Annotated in this window: 21 protein-coding genes and 1 pseudogene; 20 read left to right on the top strand and 2 right to left on the bottom strand. The window is 27.3% G+C overall.

The window, feature by feature from the left end; translation table 11 throughout:
- Nucleotides 1–81: 81 nt before the first annotated feature.
- A complete protein-coding gene (locus tag ACI48P_RS02515) occupies nucleotides 82–609 on the bottom strand; it encodes a TetR/AcrR family transcriptional regulator (RefSeq protein WP_475214125.1) in 528 nt (175 codons plus the stop codon).
- Between the two features lie 174 nt (nucleotides 610–783).
- On the opposite strand from ACI48P_RS02515, the gene ACI48P_RS02510 reads away from it, so the two are divergent.
- From ACI48P_RS02510 to ACI48P_RS02415, 20 genes and pseudogenes are all read left to right on the top strand, one after another.
- Nucleotides 784–2160 (top strand): MATE family efflux transporter, encoded by a 1377-nt coding sequence (locus ACI48P_RS02510; protein ID WP_475213146.1) that lies wholly within the window; start codon nucleotides 784–786, stop codon nucleotides 2158–2160.
- Between the two features lie 24 nt (nucleotides 2161–2184).
- The gene (locus ACI48P_RS02505; RefSeq protein ID WP_475213145.1) at nucleotides 2185–2619 is read left to right on the top strand and encodes a hypothetical protein; all 435 of its coding nucleotides are present in this window, start codon (nucleotides 2185–2187) and stop codon (nucleotides 2617–2619) included.
- A gap of 60 nt (nucleotides 2620–2679) precedes the next feature.
- Nucleotides 2680–2823: a hypothetical protein gene (locus ACI48P_RS02500; RefSeq protein WP_475213143.1), complete on the top strand. Its 144-nt coding sequence runs from the start codon at nucleotides 2680–2682 to the stop codon at nucleotides 2821–2823.
- An 87-nt stretch (nucleotides 2824–2910) separates the two neighbouring features.
- Nucleotides 2911–3333 (top strand): VOC family protein, encoded by a 423-nt coding sequence (locus tag ACI48P_RS02495; protein ID WP_475213141.1) that lies wholly within the window; start codon nucleotides 2911–2913, stop codon nucleotides 3331–3333.
- A 118-nt stretch (nucleotides 3334–3451) separates the two neighbouring features.
- Nucleotides 3452–4309, top strand: a complete 858-nt coding sequence (gene lipA / locus ACI48P_RS02490) for a lipoyl synthase (protein ID WP_475213139.1) — start codon at nucleotides 3452–3454, stop codon at nucleotides 4307–4309.
- A 12-nt stretch (nucleotides 4310–4321) separates the two neighbouring features.
- The gene (locus ACI48P_RS02485) at nucleotides 4322–5308 is read left to right on the top strand and encodes a lipoate--protein ligase (RefSeq protein WP_475213137.1); all 987 of its coding nucleotides are present in this window, start codon (nucleotides 4322–4324) and stop codon (nucleotides 5306–5308) included.
- 20 nt (nucleotides 5309–5328) lie between these two features.
- Nucleotides 5329–5505 (top strand): hypothetical protein, encoded by a 177-nt coding sequence (locus tag ACI48P_RS02480; protein ID WP_475213135.1) that lies wholly within the window; start codon nucleotides 5329–5331, stop codon nucleotides 5503–5505.
- A 130-nt stretch (nucleotides 5506–5635) separates the two neighbouring features.
- Entirely contained in the window at nucleotides 5636–5815 is a 180-nt protein-coding gene (locus tag ACI48P_RS02475; protein ID WP_475213133.1) for a hypothetical protein, read from the top strand.
- 47 nt (nucleotides 5816–5862) lie between these two features.
- Nucleotides 5863–6663, top strand: a complete 801-nt coding sequence (locus ACI48P_RS02470) for a DUF2785 domain-containing protein (RefSeq protein WP_475213131.1) — start codon at nucleotides 5863–5865, stop codon at nucleotides 6661–6663.
- A gap of 53 nt (nucleotides 6664–6716) precedes the next feature.
- Nucleotides 6717–7220, top strand: coding sequence for a GNAT family N-acetyltransferase (locus ACI48P_RS02465; RefSeq protein WP_475213129.1), 504 nt, complete (start codon nucleotides 6717–6719; stop codon nucleotides 7218–7220).
- A gap of 751 nt (nucleotides 7221–7971) precedes the next feature.
- Nucleotides 7972–8649, top strand: a complete 678-nt coding sequence (locus ACI48P_RS02460; protein WP_475213128.1) for a DUF2953 domain-containing protein — start codon at nucleotides 7972–7974, stop codon at nucleotides 8647–8649.
- Nucleotides 8603–9025 (top strand): spore germination protein GerW family protein, encoded by a 423-nt coding sequence (locus tag ACI48P_RS02455; RefSeq protein ID WP_475213127.1) that lies wholly within the window; start codon nucleotides 8603–8605, stop codon nucleotides 9023–9025. The genes ACI48P_RS02460 and ACI48P_RS02455 overlap by 47 nt, the downstream gene beginning before the upstream one ends.
- Before the next feature lie 172 nt (nucleotides 9026–9197).
- Nucleotides 9198–9644, top strand: coding sequence for a MarR family winged helix-turn-helix transcriptional regulator (locus ACI48P_RS02450; RefSeq protein ID WP_475213125.1), 447 nt, complete (start codon nucleotides 9198–9200; stop codon nucleotides 9642–9644).
- Nucleotides 9645–9702: 58 nt separating this feature from the next.
- Nucleotides 9703–11142, top strand: a complete 1440-nt coding sequence (locus ACI48P_RS02445; protein WP_475213123.1) for a leucyl aminopeptidase — start codon at nucleotides 9703–9705, stop codon at nucleotides 11140–11142.
- A 363-nt stretch (nucleotides 11143–11505) separates the two neighbouring features.
- Nucleotides 11506–12219 carry a LytR/AlgR family response regulator transcription factor gene (locus tag ACI48P_RS02440; protein WP_475213121.1) on the top strand — a complete coding sequence of 238 codons (714 nt, stop codon included), beginning with the start codon at nucleotides 11506–11508 and terminating at the stop codon, nucleotides 12217–12219.
- Complete coding sequence (locus tag ACI48P_RS02435) at nucleotides 12213–13529, top strand: GHKL domain-containing protein (protein ID WP_475213119.1); 1317 nt, start codon at nucleotides 12213–12215, stop codon at nucleotides 13527–13529. The genes ACI48P_RS02440 and ACI48P_RS02435 overlap by 7 nt, the downstream gene beginning before the upstream one ends.
- 79 nt (nucleotides 13530–13608) lie before the next feature.
- A complete protein-coding gene (locus ACI48P_RS02430) occupies nucleotides 13609–14175 on the top strand; it encodes an accessory gene regulator ArgB-like protein (protein WP_475213118.1) in 567 nt (188 codons plus the stop codon).
- A 430-nt stretch (nucleotides 14176–14605) separates the two neighbouring features.
- Nucleotides 14606–14833: pseudogene (locus tag ACI48P_RS02425) on the top strand (IS1595 family transposase); the annotation flags it as partial.
- An 84-nt stretch (nucleotides 14834–14917) separates the two neighbouring features.
- Nucleotides 14918–15097 (top strand): hypothetical protein, encoded by a 180-nt coding sequence (locus ACI48P_RS02420; RefSeq protein WP_475213116.1) that lies wholly within the window; start codon nucleotides 14918–14920, stop codon nucleotides 15095–15097.
- A gap of 193 nt (nucleotides 15098–15290) precedes the next feature.
- Nucleotides 15291–15449: a hypothetical protein gene (locus tag ACI48P_RS02415; protein WP_475213112.1), complete on the top strand. Its 159-nt coding sequence runs from the start codon at nucleotides 15291–15293 to the stop codon at nucleotides 15447–15449.
- 125 nt (nucleotides 15450–15574) lie between these two features.
- Here ACI48P_RS02415 and ACI48P_RS02410 read toward each other — a convergent pair whose 3' ends face one another.
- A complete protein-coding gene (locus ACI48P_RS02410; protein ID WP_475213110.1) occupies nucleotides 15575–16237 on the bottom strand; it encodes a TMEM164 family acyltransferase in 663 nt (220 codons plus the stop codon).
- Nucleotides 16238–16256: the final 19 nt, after the last annotated feature.

Below are 16256 nucleotides of genomic sequence, written 5' to 3'. Positions count from 1 at the left end.
TTTGCTCCTATATTTTAATTATGAAAAACTAAGTGAGATTATTTGTTCATATTCAGCATTAAAAGTATGAATACTCAACTACTAAAATAGTAAATTTAAATTAAGCGATTCCTTAACCTGATAGCCAATAATATCAGCAAGATCATCAGGCGCAATGTTCTTATCATTTTTTATCCATTCAGTTAAAATACTAATAGAATTAGCAACTCTCATTTCAATGAAATAGTTTAAATGAGAACAGATAACTTGATTTTTATCAATTGAAGAAGCTCCGATAAAAAATTGTACCTCTTTAGTTATACACTCCTTGATAATACTTTCACGGTTAGCTTTAATAAGCAACTCTATAATTTCAGAGTTATGGTACCAATATCTAAGAAAAGGCTTCAAAAATGTCTTATCTTCAAATTCGTTAGAAGTATAATAATTAATGCAGTATTCACGAAAATCACTAAATTTATCTTCACATTTTATTTTTAAAATATCATCTATAGTTTCAAAATTTCTATAAAAAGTAGTTCTCCCTAAATTAGCTTTATTAACGATATCTGTGACAGTTATTTTAGAGTAGTCTTTGATATTAATTAGTTCTTTTAAGGCTTCGTATATCCACTCACTAGATTGGATTGAACGCTTATCTTTTTTTTCTGATACATATTAGTTCCTCCTGTACCACATTTATAGATATTATTGAGAAATACTATTTTAGATTATATAATATATCTAGTTATGAAACAAGTGTAACGGAAATATACTATAAAAGTGTTAGAAAGGTGGTAAAAAATGAATGAAAAAAATATTGATTTATTATCAAATCAACCAGTATATAAAGCAATAGTCAAGTTGTCTATTCCGATGGTTATGGGAATGATGGTACAGGTATTTTATAATCTTGTAGATACATACTTTATAGGTATGCTAGGTGATTCTAGTCAACTGGCAGCATCTAATATAGCATTACCTATATTCATGTTATTAATGGGAATAGCAAGTATTATAGGTACAGGGGCATCATCATACATTTCAAGATGTCTAGGTAGCGCAGATTATGAACAAGCAAATAAAACAACCTCAATATCGGCAGGATTATTGTTAATCATTGCAATAGTTGTAACTGTAGTAGGTTTAGCTTTTTGTAAACCCTTAGTAAAAGCTCTTGGAGCTAGTGGTGATACTTATGGATATACTTATCAATATGTTAGTATAATGCTTGTAGGTTCTATAGCTATAATGGGGAATTTTGCATTTGGTCAATTATTGAGAGCAGAAGGTAATGCTATGAAGTCAATGATGGGTATGGTAATAGGTACAATTCTTAATCTAGTATTAGACCCTATATTTATTTTTAAATTTAATCTTGGCGTATCAGGAGCAGCATTGGCTACGATAATAGGGAACATGGTAGGATTTATATATTATTTAGTATGCTTTATAAAAGGTAATACAGCTCTTAAGATGAAATTAAGACTATTTAGTTTTGATAAAAAGATATTAAGCGAAATATTTAAAATAGGTTTACCATCATCCTTCAACCAAATACTAATGGGGACTGCAACTATAGTGGCAAACAACATAGCTATACAGTATGGAACTAAAACTGTAGCAGGGATGGGTGTAGCTACAAAGATAATGATGATAGGAACCTTTATATTTATAGGCTTCTCTACGGGATGCCAACCTATTATAGGATATAGCTATGGAGCTAGTAATTTAGAGAGAGTAAAAGAAGTAATCAAAGTAGGTACTAGACTAACTTGTATTATAGGTATAGTACTACTAGGTGTGTTTGCAATTAGTTCACCAATATTAATAGGATTATTTACAAAGGAATCAGAAGTGATAGATAAGGGGACAGTAATATTAAGGGCATTAATATGGTCATTACCTTTTGTAGGAGGGCAGATGATAGCAACAACTGCTGCCCAATCTATGGGTAAAGCAATACCTGCTATGATACTATCTATATCTAGACAAGGATTACTTTATATACCATTATTATTAATCTTAAATGCTGTTTTCGGATTTAATGGATTTATATATGCCCAACCAGCTACTGATATTATAATGAGAGTGTTATCGAGTATGTATATATCAAAAATATGTTCTAAAGAGTTACTAGATATAAATGGTAAGATTGATCCAAAGGATACGATTATATAAAAATACAAGGGGAGAGGTGAAATCATGAGTATATTATCAATAGCCATAGTATTATTTATTTTATTGGAATTATCTAATGTAATAATATTATATTTCAAACCAGATTCTAAATTAGGTAATGGAGTGGCAGTTTTTAAGGCTTGGGAAAAATCTAAAGAGGATGCTAATTTACATGAATTTGTTAAATACTTAGTATATTGGGTAGCAGGAACAAAGTTAATCTTTATTGTACTATTAATAGTAATTTTGATTACAGGGAGTGAAACTACTAAGTTATTAAGTGGAGTTGCATTAATACTATCTATAGCATCTTTTTATTGGAAGTTATACCCTATAATAAAAGGTCTAGATGAAAGAGGAGAAATAAATCCTTCTGGTTATTCTAAAACATTAGGAATAATGATTGCTTCATTTATTGCTGTATTTTGTTTAGCGGTATTATTAGAGTTTATACTATAGATTAGTTATAATTTCTAATAATGCTCCATCAGAGGTAATTAATTTTGTAAGGGATATTTTATGAAAAAAGAATATAATATTGCTTTAGACCGAGTGGTGGCTATGCCTTTAATTTTTGTGGCAAAGTTTTCAGATGAAATATATATTAAAACTATTTCAGAGCCAAGAGATGAAATAGAAAAACAAGTAAATATTCAAAACTAAATTTAATAGATAAAAAAGAAGTAATATGAAATAGCTACACATCTGATTAACTATTTGATAATCAGAGTATAGAAAGGATGAAAATTAATGATTCAATCAATTGTAAATATTGCTTTAGTAGTAAAAGATTATGATGAAGCAATTGAGTTCTACACAAATAAGCTTCATTTTGAATTAATAGAGGATACATATCAACCAGATCAAGATAAAAGATGGGTCGTAGTATCTCCACCAGGTTCAAATGGAACAACTATATTGTTAGCAAGAGCATCTAAGCCAGAACAAGAGTATTTCATAGGAAATCAAGCAGGTGGAAGAGTTTTTATTTTCCTTGGAACTGATGATTTTTGGCGTGATTATAATGAAATGAAAAATATGGGAATAGAATTTGTTAGAGAGCCTAAAGAACAGGATTATGGAACAGTTGCAGTATTTAAAGATTTATACGGTAATTTATGGGATTTAATTGAGTTTAACGAAAAGCATCCAATGTTTGAAAGAGTGAAATAAACAATACTTTGAGAAAAAAATAACAAAAATATAATTATCTACTCAAAAAATAAAGGAATTAAAAAAGAAAAGTCAAATTATGTAAAAAGCTTGAATTTTATTATCAGGGGGGATAAGAATGAGTGAGAAGGTTAGAAGAAGAAAGCCTGAATGGTTAAGGGTTAAGTATAATGTAGAATCTGTAAAAGAAGTAGAAACAATGATGAAACAATTATCTTTAAATACAGTATGTAAGGAAGCTAACTGTCCTAATTTAGGAGAGTGTTATAAAAAAAGAACTGCTACTTTTATGATAATGGGAAGCCAATGCACTAGAAACTGTAGATTTTGTAATGTAACTAATGGTGAACCTTCAAAGCTTGACTTAGATGAACCAATTCATGTTGCAGAAGCTGTAAAAAAACTAGGATTAAATCATGCTGTTATAACTAGTGTTACTAGAGATGATTTAGAAGACTGTGGAGCAGAGCATTTTGCCAAAACTATTAAAGCAGTAAAGAAACTTAATCCAAATACAACAGTAGAGGTTTTAATACCAGATTTAAAGGGGATAGAGAAAAATTTAGATATAGTAATAGAAGCTAATCCACATGTTATTAACCATAATGTGGAAACCGTAGAAGGTTTATATGAGAAGGTGCGTCCAGAGGCGATTTATGAAAGGTCTATAAATGTATTAAAATACGTAAAAGAACAAGCTCCTCATATATTAACTAAAACAGGTATTATGGTAGGCTTGGGAGAAACTGATGAGCAAGTATATAAAGTTATGAACGATGTTTTGGCTGTAGGTTGTGACATATTTACAGTAGGACAATATTTACGCCCATCAAAACTTCACATAGAGATGGAGGAATATATTACTCCTGAAAAGTTTGAAGAATATAGATTAGAGGGAATAGAAAAAGGATTTAAATATATTGCAAGTAGTCCATTAGTAAGAAGTTCATATAAAGCAGAGGAAGCTATAAGATAAGGGGAGAAAGACATGATATACGTTGAAAATAATTCAAACAATCCGTATTTTAATTTTGCACTAGAATATTATCTATTACATGAAAAGGATTTAGGTGATGATAATATATTTATGTTTTGGAGAACAGAACCTACTCTTATGGTTGGAAAATTTCAAAATACTATTGAAGAAATAAATCAGAAATATGTTGAAGAAAAAAATATAAATGTAGTAAGACGTATTACTGGAGGAGGAACTATTTATACTGATATGGATGGTTGGCAGTATAGTTTTATTACTAAGAACTACAAGGGTGGGGGTATAGATTTTAAAACTTTTACACAGCCAATAATAGAAGCACTAAGTGAACAAGGAATTAATGCAGTATTAAATGGAAGAAATGACCTTCAAATAGATGGGAAAAAATTCTCTGGTAATGCCCAGTGTATTAAAGGTAGCACTAAACTTCACCATGGATCAATATTATTTAATACAAATGTAGAAGAAATGGTAAGAAGTATAACATTAGCTGAAGATAAGATAATATCTAAAGGAATAAAATCAGTAAGAGACAGAGTAACAAATATATATGACCATTTGGAAAATAAAAATATAGATAGCCTTATGTTTAGAGATATAATGCTTGAAAGTTTGCTTAAAAATACTAATAGTACATATAAGCTTACAGATAATGATATAGAGCGTATAAATGAAATAGCAAAAGATAAATTTGAATCATGGGATTGGAATTATGGAGCATCGCCAAAGTTTAATATAACAAAGTCTTCTAGATACAAAGGTGGAAAAGTTGGATTTAAAATAAATGTTAATAAGGGTATAATAGAAAACTGTAGCGTTAATGGAGACTTCTTTGGAGAAGGCGAAGTTGAAGACGTAACTAATGCACTTTGTGGATGTAAATATAATAAAGAAGATATTAGACATGTATTAAATAATATAGACGTGAATAAATATTTTTATAATATAAGTTGTGATGAAATAATAGATTGTATAATTTAATACTACATTGGGGTGATAAAATGAGTAATCCAAAGTTGATGATAGTTATTTATGTAGTTGCGACTATATTATGTGCAGCAGCAGGCGTATATAATTTTACAAAGGGAAGTATGAGTAATGGTTTTTTATGGGTTGTTGCTAGTGTTTGCTGGGGAACTTGTATATTTAATACGAAGAATAATAAATTAAAGAAATAACTATATAAATTAGGTGAGCGAGACACTAATTAATAATAATGAGTTTACTTTTTAGATGCAAATTTAAAATTAACAGAGCCTTAAATCAAGTATTTAAGGCTCTAATAACGTGAAAAAAAGGGGTGATTGTATGGATTTTTATAAATTTCGGAAATTAGATTATATATTATTTTATTTAATTATTTCAGCTATGTTTATAGTTCAATTAGCAGAACTATCATTAAAACCTGTAATGGGGATATTAGTAGGAGCTATAATACCGGCTCTAATTTTAGGTACTATTACTAATTTTATATTCAGAAAAAAGTAAATCATATTGATACAATCGTTAAAGCTCAAAATATAAGAGGTGATAAAATGAATGAAGAAGAAAAAATTATAAATGGTTTAAATTCTGAAAAAATGGCTTCAGATGAGTTGATTGAGTTAATGTTAGAAAATATTGGTACCATATCTCCTAAATTGAGAGATGAAACTATTTATATAGGGTGGGTTAATTTAGTAGAGTCTAATAAGATTTCAAAAAATCAAAAACTTTGGTTATTAGATGAAGTTCTATCTAGGAATTTATTATTTGATGGAATTGAAGAGGAATTCTCTGATAAAGTGTTCACCAGAAGTTTTGCATCTTTATTATTAGTTGTTTTACTTGAAAGTCATTTTGAAAATAGATACATAGAAGATGAATTGGAGAGAAAGATAATCGACGCGTCTATTGATTATATGGAAAATGAAAAAGACAATAGGGGGTTTGTAGAAGAAAAAGGATGGGCTCACGCTTTTGCTCATGGGGCTGATTTGTTAGAAGCTATTTCAAAATCTATATATTTAACTTCTGATAGTGTAGTAAGGATATTAAATTGTATTTCAAGGGCTTTAATAGATATTGAAAACTTTCTATATGGCGAGGAAAGTAGAATTGTTAAAGTAATTATAGCTTTAATAAAATACGGTAAATTAGATCAATCTAAGCTGAATGGTTGGATAGAATCAAATAACAAAATTATTGAAGAATCTAAAGCTTTTAACTTGTGTTGGGGCAAATTTTTAATGGCTCTTTCTTATATGCTTAAATTCGAAGATATTGAGTTTGAAGAAACACAAATTTTAATAACTAATTACTTAAAGTTTTTCTATGAAACTTTTGAAATTATATAAAGTGAGGTAAGTTAAATTATAGAAAAATGGAAAATTGAAAGGTGAGAGTATCTATGGGAGAGACTACTAATATACGTAAGGTTAAAGATGGAGATGCTAGTGTATTAGCATATATACAAACAGAATCATGGAAAAGTGCGTTTACTAATATCTTATCGAGGGAAGATTTAGAGAAATATACTAATATTGATAGAGCTATAGATATGTATGAAAAGCTATTGAATAAAGATATTGGAAATGGGTTTATATTATCAATTGATGATATTCCACACTGTATAGCATATTGGGATAAAGCAAGGGAAGAACAAATGGAAGAATATGCAGAGATTATTTGCATTCATAGTTTCTCTAAAAATTGGGGAAAAGGATACGGTACAAAGATGATGGAATATATTCTAAGTGAAATCAAAGGTGCTGGATTTAATAATGTAGTACTATGGGTATTCAAAGAAAATAAGAGAGCGTGTAACTTTTATGAAAATCACGGATTTGTTTTAACTAATAAATCCAAGAAATTTTGTGATGCAGTAGAGGTTATGTATTGTAAAAAATTATAAAAACGGATACAGTGATAGTTTGTTCAATAAAACATATGTTAATTTAAACATTCGATATATATATTTATATTAATATAAATATATATATCCATTTATACTCTTGTTCAAGGAATCAAAGAGATGATTTATTGAACAGAATATTTAGATAGAATTTCTAATATGATAAATTATAATTTATAGAGAAGATTTAATAGACAATATTAATGTATAGCCAACTCAAAAATCAATTATATTTAACTTTGATATAGTTGATTTTTTTGTGTAAAAATAACTTTTTCACCCCAAAAGTGAATCCGTTGATTAGTATTTAGTATGTATATATATATATATATATAAATTAAAAAAAGCTTAGAGAATTATCTCTAAGCTATAACTTATACTACTTTTTAGATTCTTTGTATTTGCAATCTTTCTGAATATCTCTATTGTTATTATAATCAAATCTTGAGTGAGCAATTTTCACCAGTGCGAAAAGACAAATAATTGCTATCACTCCCATTGTAAGTCTCATAATGGCGTCTGGATTTTCTGTTATCATTTTAAAGAAATCACCCATGTAAACACTCCCTACTTTGTATTAATATAATGGTATATCATCTGTTACACTATTTCAATAAATTTTAAAATTTAATCATTTAGAAGTTTAAGTATCGAATAATACAAGGATGTGCTAGTTACATATCTTGAACTTAAATCTATAAAAATAAGAATATATAGTATATATAGGTATTTTTTAGAAAATAATATAATTATGGATTATAATGAAATATTTAAACTAAGTTCCTTATTAATGCTGTTAATTTTATTGGTTGTATTACTAGGAATCATAACATTAAATTCAAAGTTAAAAATAATACTGTATTCTGATATAAATAATAGCGATATATCTATAAAGCTAAATTTAAAATTTATGTTTGATTTAATAAATATAAATAAAGAAATTTATCCTCTAAAAGAAAAGAATAAAAAGGGAAAGAAAAAGAAGAAAAAAAGAAAAAAGCCTGAAAAAAATGAGAAAAAAAATCAAGAGAAAGGAAATAATAAAAATATAAAGATCACATTATCAGAGATAGTTAATATTTATAAACTTGTAAGAAAAATTGAGATACATGAATTATATTCTAGAATACAATTTGGTACAGAGTATATACAAATAACATCTTCACTATATGTAATAATAAATAGTATTTATGGAATGGCGGCCAATTATCTAAATCCAGGGAAGATGTATTTAGGTGTGTATCCTGATTTCACAAAGAACTTTATTATAGGAAGCTTTAAAATTCATATAGAGCCAACTATTAAAGAGTTGGTTATGATTTTAATAGAGCTATTAAAGATATTTATCAAAAATAAACGTAAGACAAAGGGAGGTAAATTTAATGAGGGCAACAGGATCAATACAGAGTTTAATGGAAACAACGCTTGAGACAATTAAAGGATCTATAGATGCTAATACAATTATTGGAGATCCAATAAAAACAGATACTACTGTAGTAGTTCCTATATCAAAAGTAACTATAGGATTCGGTATAGGTGGAGGAGAATATTCCAAAGGATATGATGAGAAGCATGTTAAATCATCAGAAAGCAAATCTGAAAGATGTGATACTAATTTTGCAGGAGGTAGTGCTGGGGCAATTTCGGTACAACCAGTGGCTTTTGTAGTAGTGGAAAATGGTGCAACAAGGCTAATGAGCCTAGATGACAATGTTAATCTTGTAGATAATATATTATCAATAACACCTAAAGTTATTGATAAAATTCAAGGAATAGCTAACAAAAATGATAAAAAACATAAGTAAAATGCAGCACAGGTTACTAAATCTTGTAATCTGTGCTATTTATTTTATAATTAAATGGATAACACTCTATTAATATAGTATAATATAAGGATAAGATATAAACACAAATACATAATTATAGATAGAATAGTGCATAGTGAAAGTGACTAGTCTATTAAATGAGGTGAAGAATATGAATGACAAAGATATATCAATGTTACTTTTAAAAAATATGGGTGATTTTAGAAACCTAATAAAAATAGCTAACACAGAAAGATATAACATTGGGAAGGTTCTTACAGAGAAGCAATTCTTCGTATTGTTGAGGCTACAAGATTGTAAAAAAATCGAGTTAAAAAATCTTAGCAAAGATTTACATGTATCAACATCTAGCTTATGTATTCTTCTTAATAAACTTGTAGAAAAAGAATATGTTTATAGAGAAGAAGATAGCAGAGATAGAAGAAACACATTCTATGGAATTACTGAAAAAGGTAATGAAATTATGAATGAAGAAGTAGAAAAGTTTGTTGAAATATCTAGAAACATGCTAAATGAATTAAATCAAGAAGACAAAGATACTTTTAGTGTTTCTTTATTAAATGTAAGCAATATTATGAACAAATTAATCGAATTATAGTATGTTAAAGCTACCAAGTTAAAGGTAGCTTTTATAGAATTATATATTAGGGGGAGTTATGAATATAGAGATTATTAAAGGTAAAATAGAAAATGCTTGTGATAATTTAATAATATTATCTTTCGAAGATACTAAAGCATTACTTAGGATTCAAGATATAGAAAAGATTTGTCATGAATTTGAGAGTAAAAATAATAACTTTGAAAACTATAAATTGTTTAATTGTGATAATTTAATTAACTTATACATGGTTGGTATGGGGAAAGAAGAAGAGCTAAATGAAGAAATGGCTAGGGTAATTGGTGGAAATTTATCGAGAAAATTAAAAACAATTGCTAATAAGAAAAATAGAGAAGATAATAATTTCTGTATAGATATTAATGGTATTAAAAGTGAGCTGGTATCACCTTTTATTGAAGGGATAATGCTTGGAAATTATGAATTTAATAAATATAAAAGTAAAGCTAAGGAAGAAAAAAATCTGACGATAAAAATTTATTCAGAATTAAATATAGAAGAAGATTATAAAAATGCTAAAATACTAGCAGAATCTATAATTATAGCTAGAGATTTAGTAAATGAACCTGCAAATATAATTTATCCACAAACTTTAGCTGAAGAAGTGGTAAAGTTAGGGGACGAGTTTGGATTTGAAGTTGAGGTTTATGGAGAAGATAAAATAAAAGCATTAAAAATGGAAGCTTTTTTAGCAGTAGGAAAAGGTTCTATTAATAAACCTAGATTTATTGTCATGAGACATATGGGCGATAAAGAAAATTCAGAGATACTAGGTTTAGTGGGTAAGGGGCTTACATATGATTCAGGTGGATATTCTATAAAACCTACTAATTCTATGGTAGATATGAAAACAGATATGGCAGGAGCTGCAAGTGTAATTGGAGCTATGTGTGCTATAAGTAATGAAAAAATAAATAAAAATGTTGTAGCAGTAGTTGCTGCTTGTGAAAATACAATATCAATGGATTCATACAAGCCAGGAGATATTATAAACTCTATGGGGAATAAGACTATTGAAATTGTAAATACTGATGCTGAAGGAAGACTAACATTAGCTGATGCAGTTTATTATATAATCAATAATGAAAAAGCAAGTAAAGTTGTGGATATAGCAACATTAACAGGTGCTGCTGTAGTAACACTTGGAAGTGTGGCTACTCCAATAGTAACAAATAATGATGAGTTTTATGCTGAACTAGAAGATTGTGCGAAAAAATCTGGTGAAAAAATCTGGAAGATGCCTTTATTTGATGAGTATAAAAAATTCTTAAAAGGCTCTGAAGCTGATCTGAAAAATAGTGGAGGAAGAGAAGCTGGTTTAATTACAGCTGGATTATTTATAGGAGAGTTTGTAGGTACTACACCTTGGATACATATGGATATAGCTGGAACTAGTTCATGTAATAAACCACAAGGCTATAAGTCAAAAGGTGGGACTGGAGAAGGTGTTAGGACTCTATTTTATTTAGCAAAATCATAAAAATAAAAATTTTCCAAAAGTTCCATTATATGTTATAATTTAATTAGCCTAAGATTTTTATTTTCTTCTTACAGATTAGAATATGAAAGTAAAAATTATTTGCTCGCTTAATTGCGGGCTTTTTTTATGTATAAATTAGGTAACAAAAGTATATTGAGATGACGTATGTTTTTATATTTAACAATGATTGATTGTGAGGAAGATAAACATAAGTTTGAATAAATTTATAAAAGATATAAAATCAATTATTAAAGAGAAAAGGATTAACACAAAAAGAAATAGCTTTGAAGTTAAAAAAATCGATAAGAGCAATAAAAAGCTATTGGACTAGATAAAGGTGCAATGAAATAGGGGGAGAAAGAGATGTTTTACATTGTTATTTGTGAAGATGATATTTTACAAAGGGAGGTATTAGCGGGTTATTTACAACAAATATTTAAAGAGTTAGAATTTGATTATTCACTTATAGAGTATAGTTCAGGGGAAGAATTACTAAGTAATTATCCAGACCAAGTAGATATATTATTTTTAGATATACAGATGGATAAATTAACAGGAATGGATACAGCTAGAAAGATTAGAGAATTTGATAGTAATGTAGAGATAGTATTTACAACAGCAATAATAGATTATATACATGAAGGATATGAAGTTAGAGCATATAGATATCTACTAAAGCCACTAGAGTATGATTGTATTTTAAAACATACTAAATCTTGCATAAATGATTTGATGGACAAGAAAGACACTATTGTTATAAAGGATAGATTTCAAACTGCTATTATACAAATAAATAATATATTGTACATTGAAGTACTAAGAAAAGAAATAACTATTTATACAAAAGAAGATAAGTATATATTTAAAATTAGTATGAAAAGTGTAGAAGAGAATTTAGTTAAAAAGAGATTTTTCAGATGCCATAAAAGTTACTTAATAAACTTGAAGAAAGTAAGCTCATTAAGTGAAAAAGAAAGTATAGTTATTATAGATAGCGCTAAAATACCTGTAAGTAGGTACAAGCTAAAGTCTTTAAAGATAAACTTAGCTCATATATTAGGAGATACTTTATGTTAGATAACAATTATATATGGATTTTAATAACTCTTACCATTACAACTTTAGAGCTAATTTTATTAAACAAAATAATAATTAATACAAGTCACATCAGAGTATCTAAATTAAACCTCCGTATTACATTAATACTATTAATTTCGTTTATAATATATACTAGTTTACATAATATATATCCAGAGTATAGAGTAATGATGGGAATAAGTTTAACAATTATTTATTATAGATATGTTTGCGATGAAAATATAATAAAAGTAATTATAATACCATTGATTTATTGGATGATAGTATTAGGAATAGATTCATTTAGCATGAGCATAATAGTTTGGATTAATTCATTAAACTCAATGAGTGAATTAATGACGCAAAATATATATAGATTACAATCTATTATTTTGTCTAAGGGTATGCTTATAACTGTGGTTGTGTATTATTGTAGACTTAGAATAGATGTAGATATTTGCAAGAGGGATATAGTATATGTGTTAATACCAATAATAAGTAATATAGTATCATCTTTTGTTATATACAGATATGTTAGTAAAATGAAGGAACTTTACCTCTTAAAAGGTAATGAGTTAATAATAACATCATGTTTATTAGTGGTATCAAATATATGTCTAGTATTGTCAATTAGGAAAAGTATACTTGATAGCAAGAAGATAGCAGAGGGAAATTTGATAAAAGAAAAAATGAAGTTTCAACACACTCATTACACAAATACTCAACAAGATTATATGAAAGTAAGACAATTACATCATGATATTAAAAATCATATTGCATGTATAAAGGGAGTTCCAGAGAGTAATCAGGATGCAACTAATTATATAAGTAGTATAGAAGATGAGTTAAATAGATATGATAATAGCTTTAACACAGGGAATATGATTTTAGATATTATATTAAATGAAAAGAATAAAGTTTGTAAGGAAAATAATATAAAACTATTAATAGATATAAACAACTTTGAAATATGTAGTTTTATAGATACAATAGATATTTGTAGCATATTTTCAAATATCTTTGATAACGCAATAGAAGCATGTGAAAAAATAAGTGATTCTAATAAAAAAATTAACTTGAGAGGGACCATAGTAAATAACTTTTTTGTTATAAGAATGGAAAATACTAAACAGAATAAAATAAATATAAAAAATAAAAATATAAAAACAGACAAGAAAGATACATATTTACATGGATTAGGAATAAAAAGTGTAAAAGGCTCAGTATCTAAATATAATGGTGAAGTAGTTATAGAACACAGTGAAAATAAATTTATTATGAAAATATTTATACCACTTGTACCAAAATAAATACTACTTGTACCAATTTGTAGAAAATTAAAAATAAGGGTGTTACATTATAAGCATAGATGATTTAAGGAGAGATTAAATGGTTAAATCTAGTGCAAATAAGGTAACATCCTTTTTATATTACAATAATTACATAGATAGTGACAAATACGAGTATGAAGTGTACTTGTATGGGTTTGAGTCTATAATAGCATTAATTTTAAATACAGTATCAATATTGTTAATAGGTCTATTATTTGATAGATTCATGCATACAGTAGTATTTTTACTTTGCTATTTTCCATTAAGGCAATTTACGGGTGGATATCATGCTGATACATATGGAAAATGCTTTTTTACATTTGTAGTTATATTTATAGCAACCATATTTATAGCAAATAATTTAGGTCATGCAGGTACAAGGCCTTTAATAATATTATTTTCCGTTATAAATTGGACTAGCATATGCTTGCTGTCACCAGTGGATCATATTAATAATATTTTAGAAGAAGATGAAAAAGTTAAGTATAAGAAAAAGGCGAGATTGATTGCGACATTAGTACTTTTATTTATATTTGTAAGTAAGAATTATTATATATATAGTGCATTCTCATTATTTTGGATAAATATTTTGTTGAATGTGGCACTTATCAAAAACAAATTCTAAAGCTTTAGGTTCACTTGGTTTTCATAGATACTGTAATGTAATATTAGCAGTGGTAGAATTAATTTTATTAACAAATATCAAAAGGGGTGAGATATTATGAATGAATATGACTTGATAATATATGTATATCCAGTAGTGTACTTAATATTGGGGATTATTTTTAAAATAATAAAGCCTAAGTATCCACAAGGTGAAAAAATTACTAATAACTAGAAATGATAATTAACGAATATGAAGGTAATGTATATGATTATAATCAAGAACCAAGACCTAGCGTATGTATAGCTAATTTTGTTTCTTGTATCGTAAATACTGGAGTCTGTGGATTGAATCTTGAAGATTGTAAAGGGAATGCTTCAAATTGCGGTATCAAATTTAAAGATTAGACTTCAAGTATGAAGTCTATATTAACAGATATACAAACATTACCATTAAATCAATCAATAGTCTTCATAGTAATTTGAAGAAATGGATGGGTAGATTTAACGGTGTTGCAAGTAAATATATCTCAAACTATATGAAATGGTTTAAATGGCTAAGAATATTTGAAACTGATAGAGATTCTATTAAAAGTAAAAATTTTATTGTACAAAGTAATGTGGCATACTCTTATACTAAGATCAAGGATTTTAAATTAAGAACAGCAGAGTTTATGTAATTGGTAATAAATTGGTAAAAATAATGCTATAATAAAAACAAGTATGCAATTGTTATAGAATATAAATTGGATAGGGTGGATAACATGAGTAAGTTGCTTTTAGAGATGATAGGTAAGGAATGTAAAATTACTTTTTTAGGTATTAATGAAATCAAAGGAAGCATTATTAGTGTAGATAATGATTGGATTAAATTTAAATATGCAAAAAATGGTAAGGTTAAGATTATTAAAACTTGTTTTGTATCAAGTATTTTAGAATTATAAATATAATATTAAGTCAGATGAATTCTAATAATCTGAGCGGATTTAAGGTGAATACATTAATATAATGCGAACTAAAAGTAGGAGTTATATCTTTGTTTAATATAATATATACCCCTACTTTTTTGTTATTAAAATTGTTCCTAATATCAACATTATATTAAAACATAGCCAAAAAATAAGTAGGAGGATTGAGATGAAATTTTCAAATTATAATATATTTATAGAATTAAATTCAGAAGAACAACTATTGGTAAATACGCTAACAGGATCAATGTTCAAGGTAGATAATTATATAGAGTTTTACAATAGTAAAAGATTACAGACAAAGCAACTAAGGTCTAAGTCAAGTTGAATATAGGACTCAGACCTTAGTTGCTTAATTTTTACTATTTTAACTGTCTACTTGACAAGGAGCAGTTCACTATATAGGTTGTGTAGCTTTTTTATGTTTTAATAAATAATTTTACAGGATGAATTTTACTTACTTCTTTTCTTAATAAACCTTATATTATTGTTAGAGAAAAGATAAGGTATATAGATTAATGTTGTAAGTAGTACAAATATAAGAATGCTGAAAACATTGTAAGTAGCGAAAGTATAATAGTAGTTGGCTTGACTAAAAGTATTTAATAATAATATAAATGAAAAATAAATTAAACACATTATAAGATTATCTTTTATTGCAGAATTACTAATCTTGAATTTTCTAACCTCACACATATAAACATTTGCATATATTAATAAGAACTTAGATCCTATATATAAAAAGTAAATGAAATTAGGGAACCTACACCCCATATCTTTGAAAAAAATCAAATCCCCTATAGTACTCACTAAGCTCCAAGAAAAGAAAACATTAAACAATTGGTATTGCTTAAAAAGTAATATGCATATACAAATATAAGCTGTAACGCTACCTATACTTATTGGAAGAGATTCTAATACGTTATATTGATCAAGAGACATAAGGGTTGCTTGTTCTAAAACTATTTCTAAAGCGATCAATCCACAGATGATTTTTTCTACCAAATAACTATAAGGCAATAAATTTCTAGTCAATTTTGGAACGATGTATAAATATATTGCAAATATTAATAGTATTGCCAGATGTTCTTTAGAAAAAAGAAAGGTATTGGTCATATAATTATCTCCTATCAAA

Source organism: Romboutsia sp. LXY-2 (genome assembly GCF_056171995.1).
Note: the sequence above shows the minus strand (reverse complement) of the source record. Positions and strands in the feature narration are given on the sequence as shown.

Excerpts from the sequence above, each read along its gene's own strand:
- ACI48P_RS02510 (WP_475213146.1), top strand. The coding sequence starts at position 784 with ATGAATGAAAAAAATATTGATTTATTATCAAATCAACCAGTATATAAA.
- ACI48P_RS02505 (WP_475213145.1), top strand. The coding sequence starts at position 2,185 with ATGAGTATATTATCAATAGCCATAGTATTATTTATTTTATTGGAATTA.
- ACI48P_RS02500 (WP_475213143.1), top strand. The coding sequence starts at position 2,680 with ATGAAAAAAGAATATAATATTGCTTTAGACCGAGTGGTGGCTATGCCT.
- ACI48P_RS02495 (WP_475213141.1), top strand. The coding sequence starts at position 2,911 with ATGATTCAATCAATTGTAAATATTGCTTTAGTAGTAAAAGATTATGAT.
- lipA (WP_475213139.1), top strand. The coding sequence starts at position 3,452 with ATGAGTGAGAAGGTTAGAAGAAGAAAGCCTGAATGGTTAAGGGTTAAG.
- ACI48P_RS02485 (WP_475213137.1), top strand. The coding sequence starts at position 4,322 with ATGATATACGTTGAAAATAATTCAAACAATCCGTATTTTAATTTTGCA.
- ACI48P_RS02480 (WP_475213135.1), top strand. The coding sequence starts at position 5,329 with ATGAGTAATCCAAAGTTGATGATAGTTATTTATGTAGTTGCGACTATA.
- ACI48P_RS02475 (WP_475213133.1), top strand. The coding sequence starts at position 5,636 with ATGGATTTTTATAAATTTCGGAAATTAGATTATATATTATTTTATTTA.
- ACI48P_RS02470 (WP_475213131.1), top strand. The coding sequence starts at position 5,863 with ATGAATGAAGAAGAAAAAATTATAAATGGTTTAAATTCTGAAAAAATG.
- ACI48P_RS02465 (WP_475213129.1), top strand. The coding sequence starts at position 6,717 with ATGGGAGAGACTACTAATATACGTAAGGTTAAAGATGGAGATGCTAGT.
- ACI48P_RS02460 (WP_475213128.1), top strand. The coding sequence starts at position 7,972 with ATGGATTATAATGAAATATTTAAACTAAGTTCCTTATTAATGCTGTTA.
- ACI48P_RS02455 (WP_475213127.1), top strand. The coding sequence starts at position 8,603 with ATGAGGGCAACAGGATCAATACAGAGTTTAATGGAAACAACGCTTGAG.
- ACI48P_RS02450 (WP_475213125.1), top strand. The coding sequence starts at position 9,198 with ATGAATGACAAAGATATATCAATGTTACTTTTAAAAAATATGGGTGAT.
- ACI48P_RS02445 (WP_475213123.1), top strand. The coding sequence starts at position 9,703 with ATGAATATAGAGATTATTAAAGGTAAAATAGAAAATGCTTGTGATAAT.
- ACI48P_RS02440 (WP_475213121.1), top strand. The coding sequence starts at position 11,506 with ATGTTTTACATTGTTATTTGTGAAGATGATATTTTACAAAGGGAGGTA.
- ACI48P_RS02435 (WP_475213119.1), top strand. The coding sequence starts at position 12,213 with ATGTTAGATAACAATTATATATGGATTTTAATAACTCTTACCATTACA.
- ACI48P_RS02430 (WP_475213118.1), top strand. The coding sequence starts at position 13,609 with ATGGTTAAATCTAGTGCAAATAAGGTAACATCCTTTTTATATTACAAT.
- ACI48P_RS02420 (WP_475213116.1), top strand. The coding sequence starts at position 14,918 with ATGAGTAAGTTGCTTTTAGAGATGATAGGTAAGGAATGTAAAATTACT.
- ACI48P_RS02415 (WP_475213112.1), top strand. The coding sequence starts at position 15,291 with ATGAAATTTTCAAATTATAATATATTTATAGAATTAAATTCAGAAGAA.
- ACI48P_RS02410 (WP_475213110.1), bottom strand. The coding sequence starts at position 16,237 with ATGACCAATACCTTTCTTTTTTCTAAAGAACATCTGGCAATACTATTA.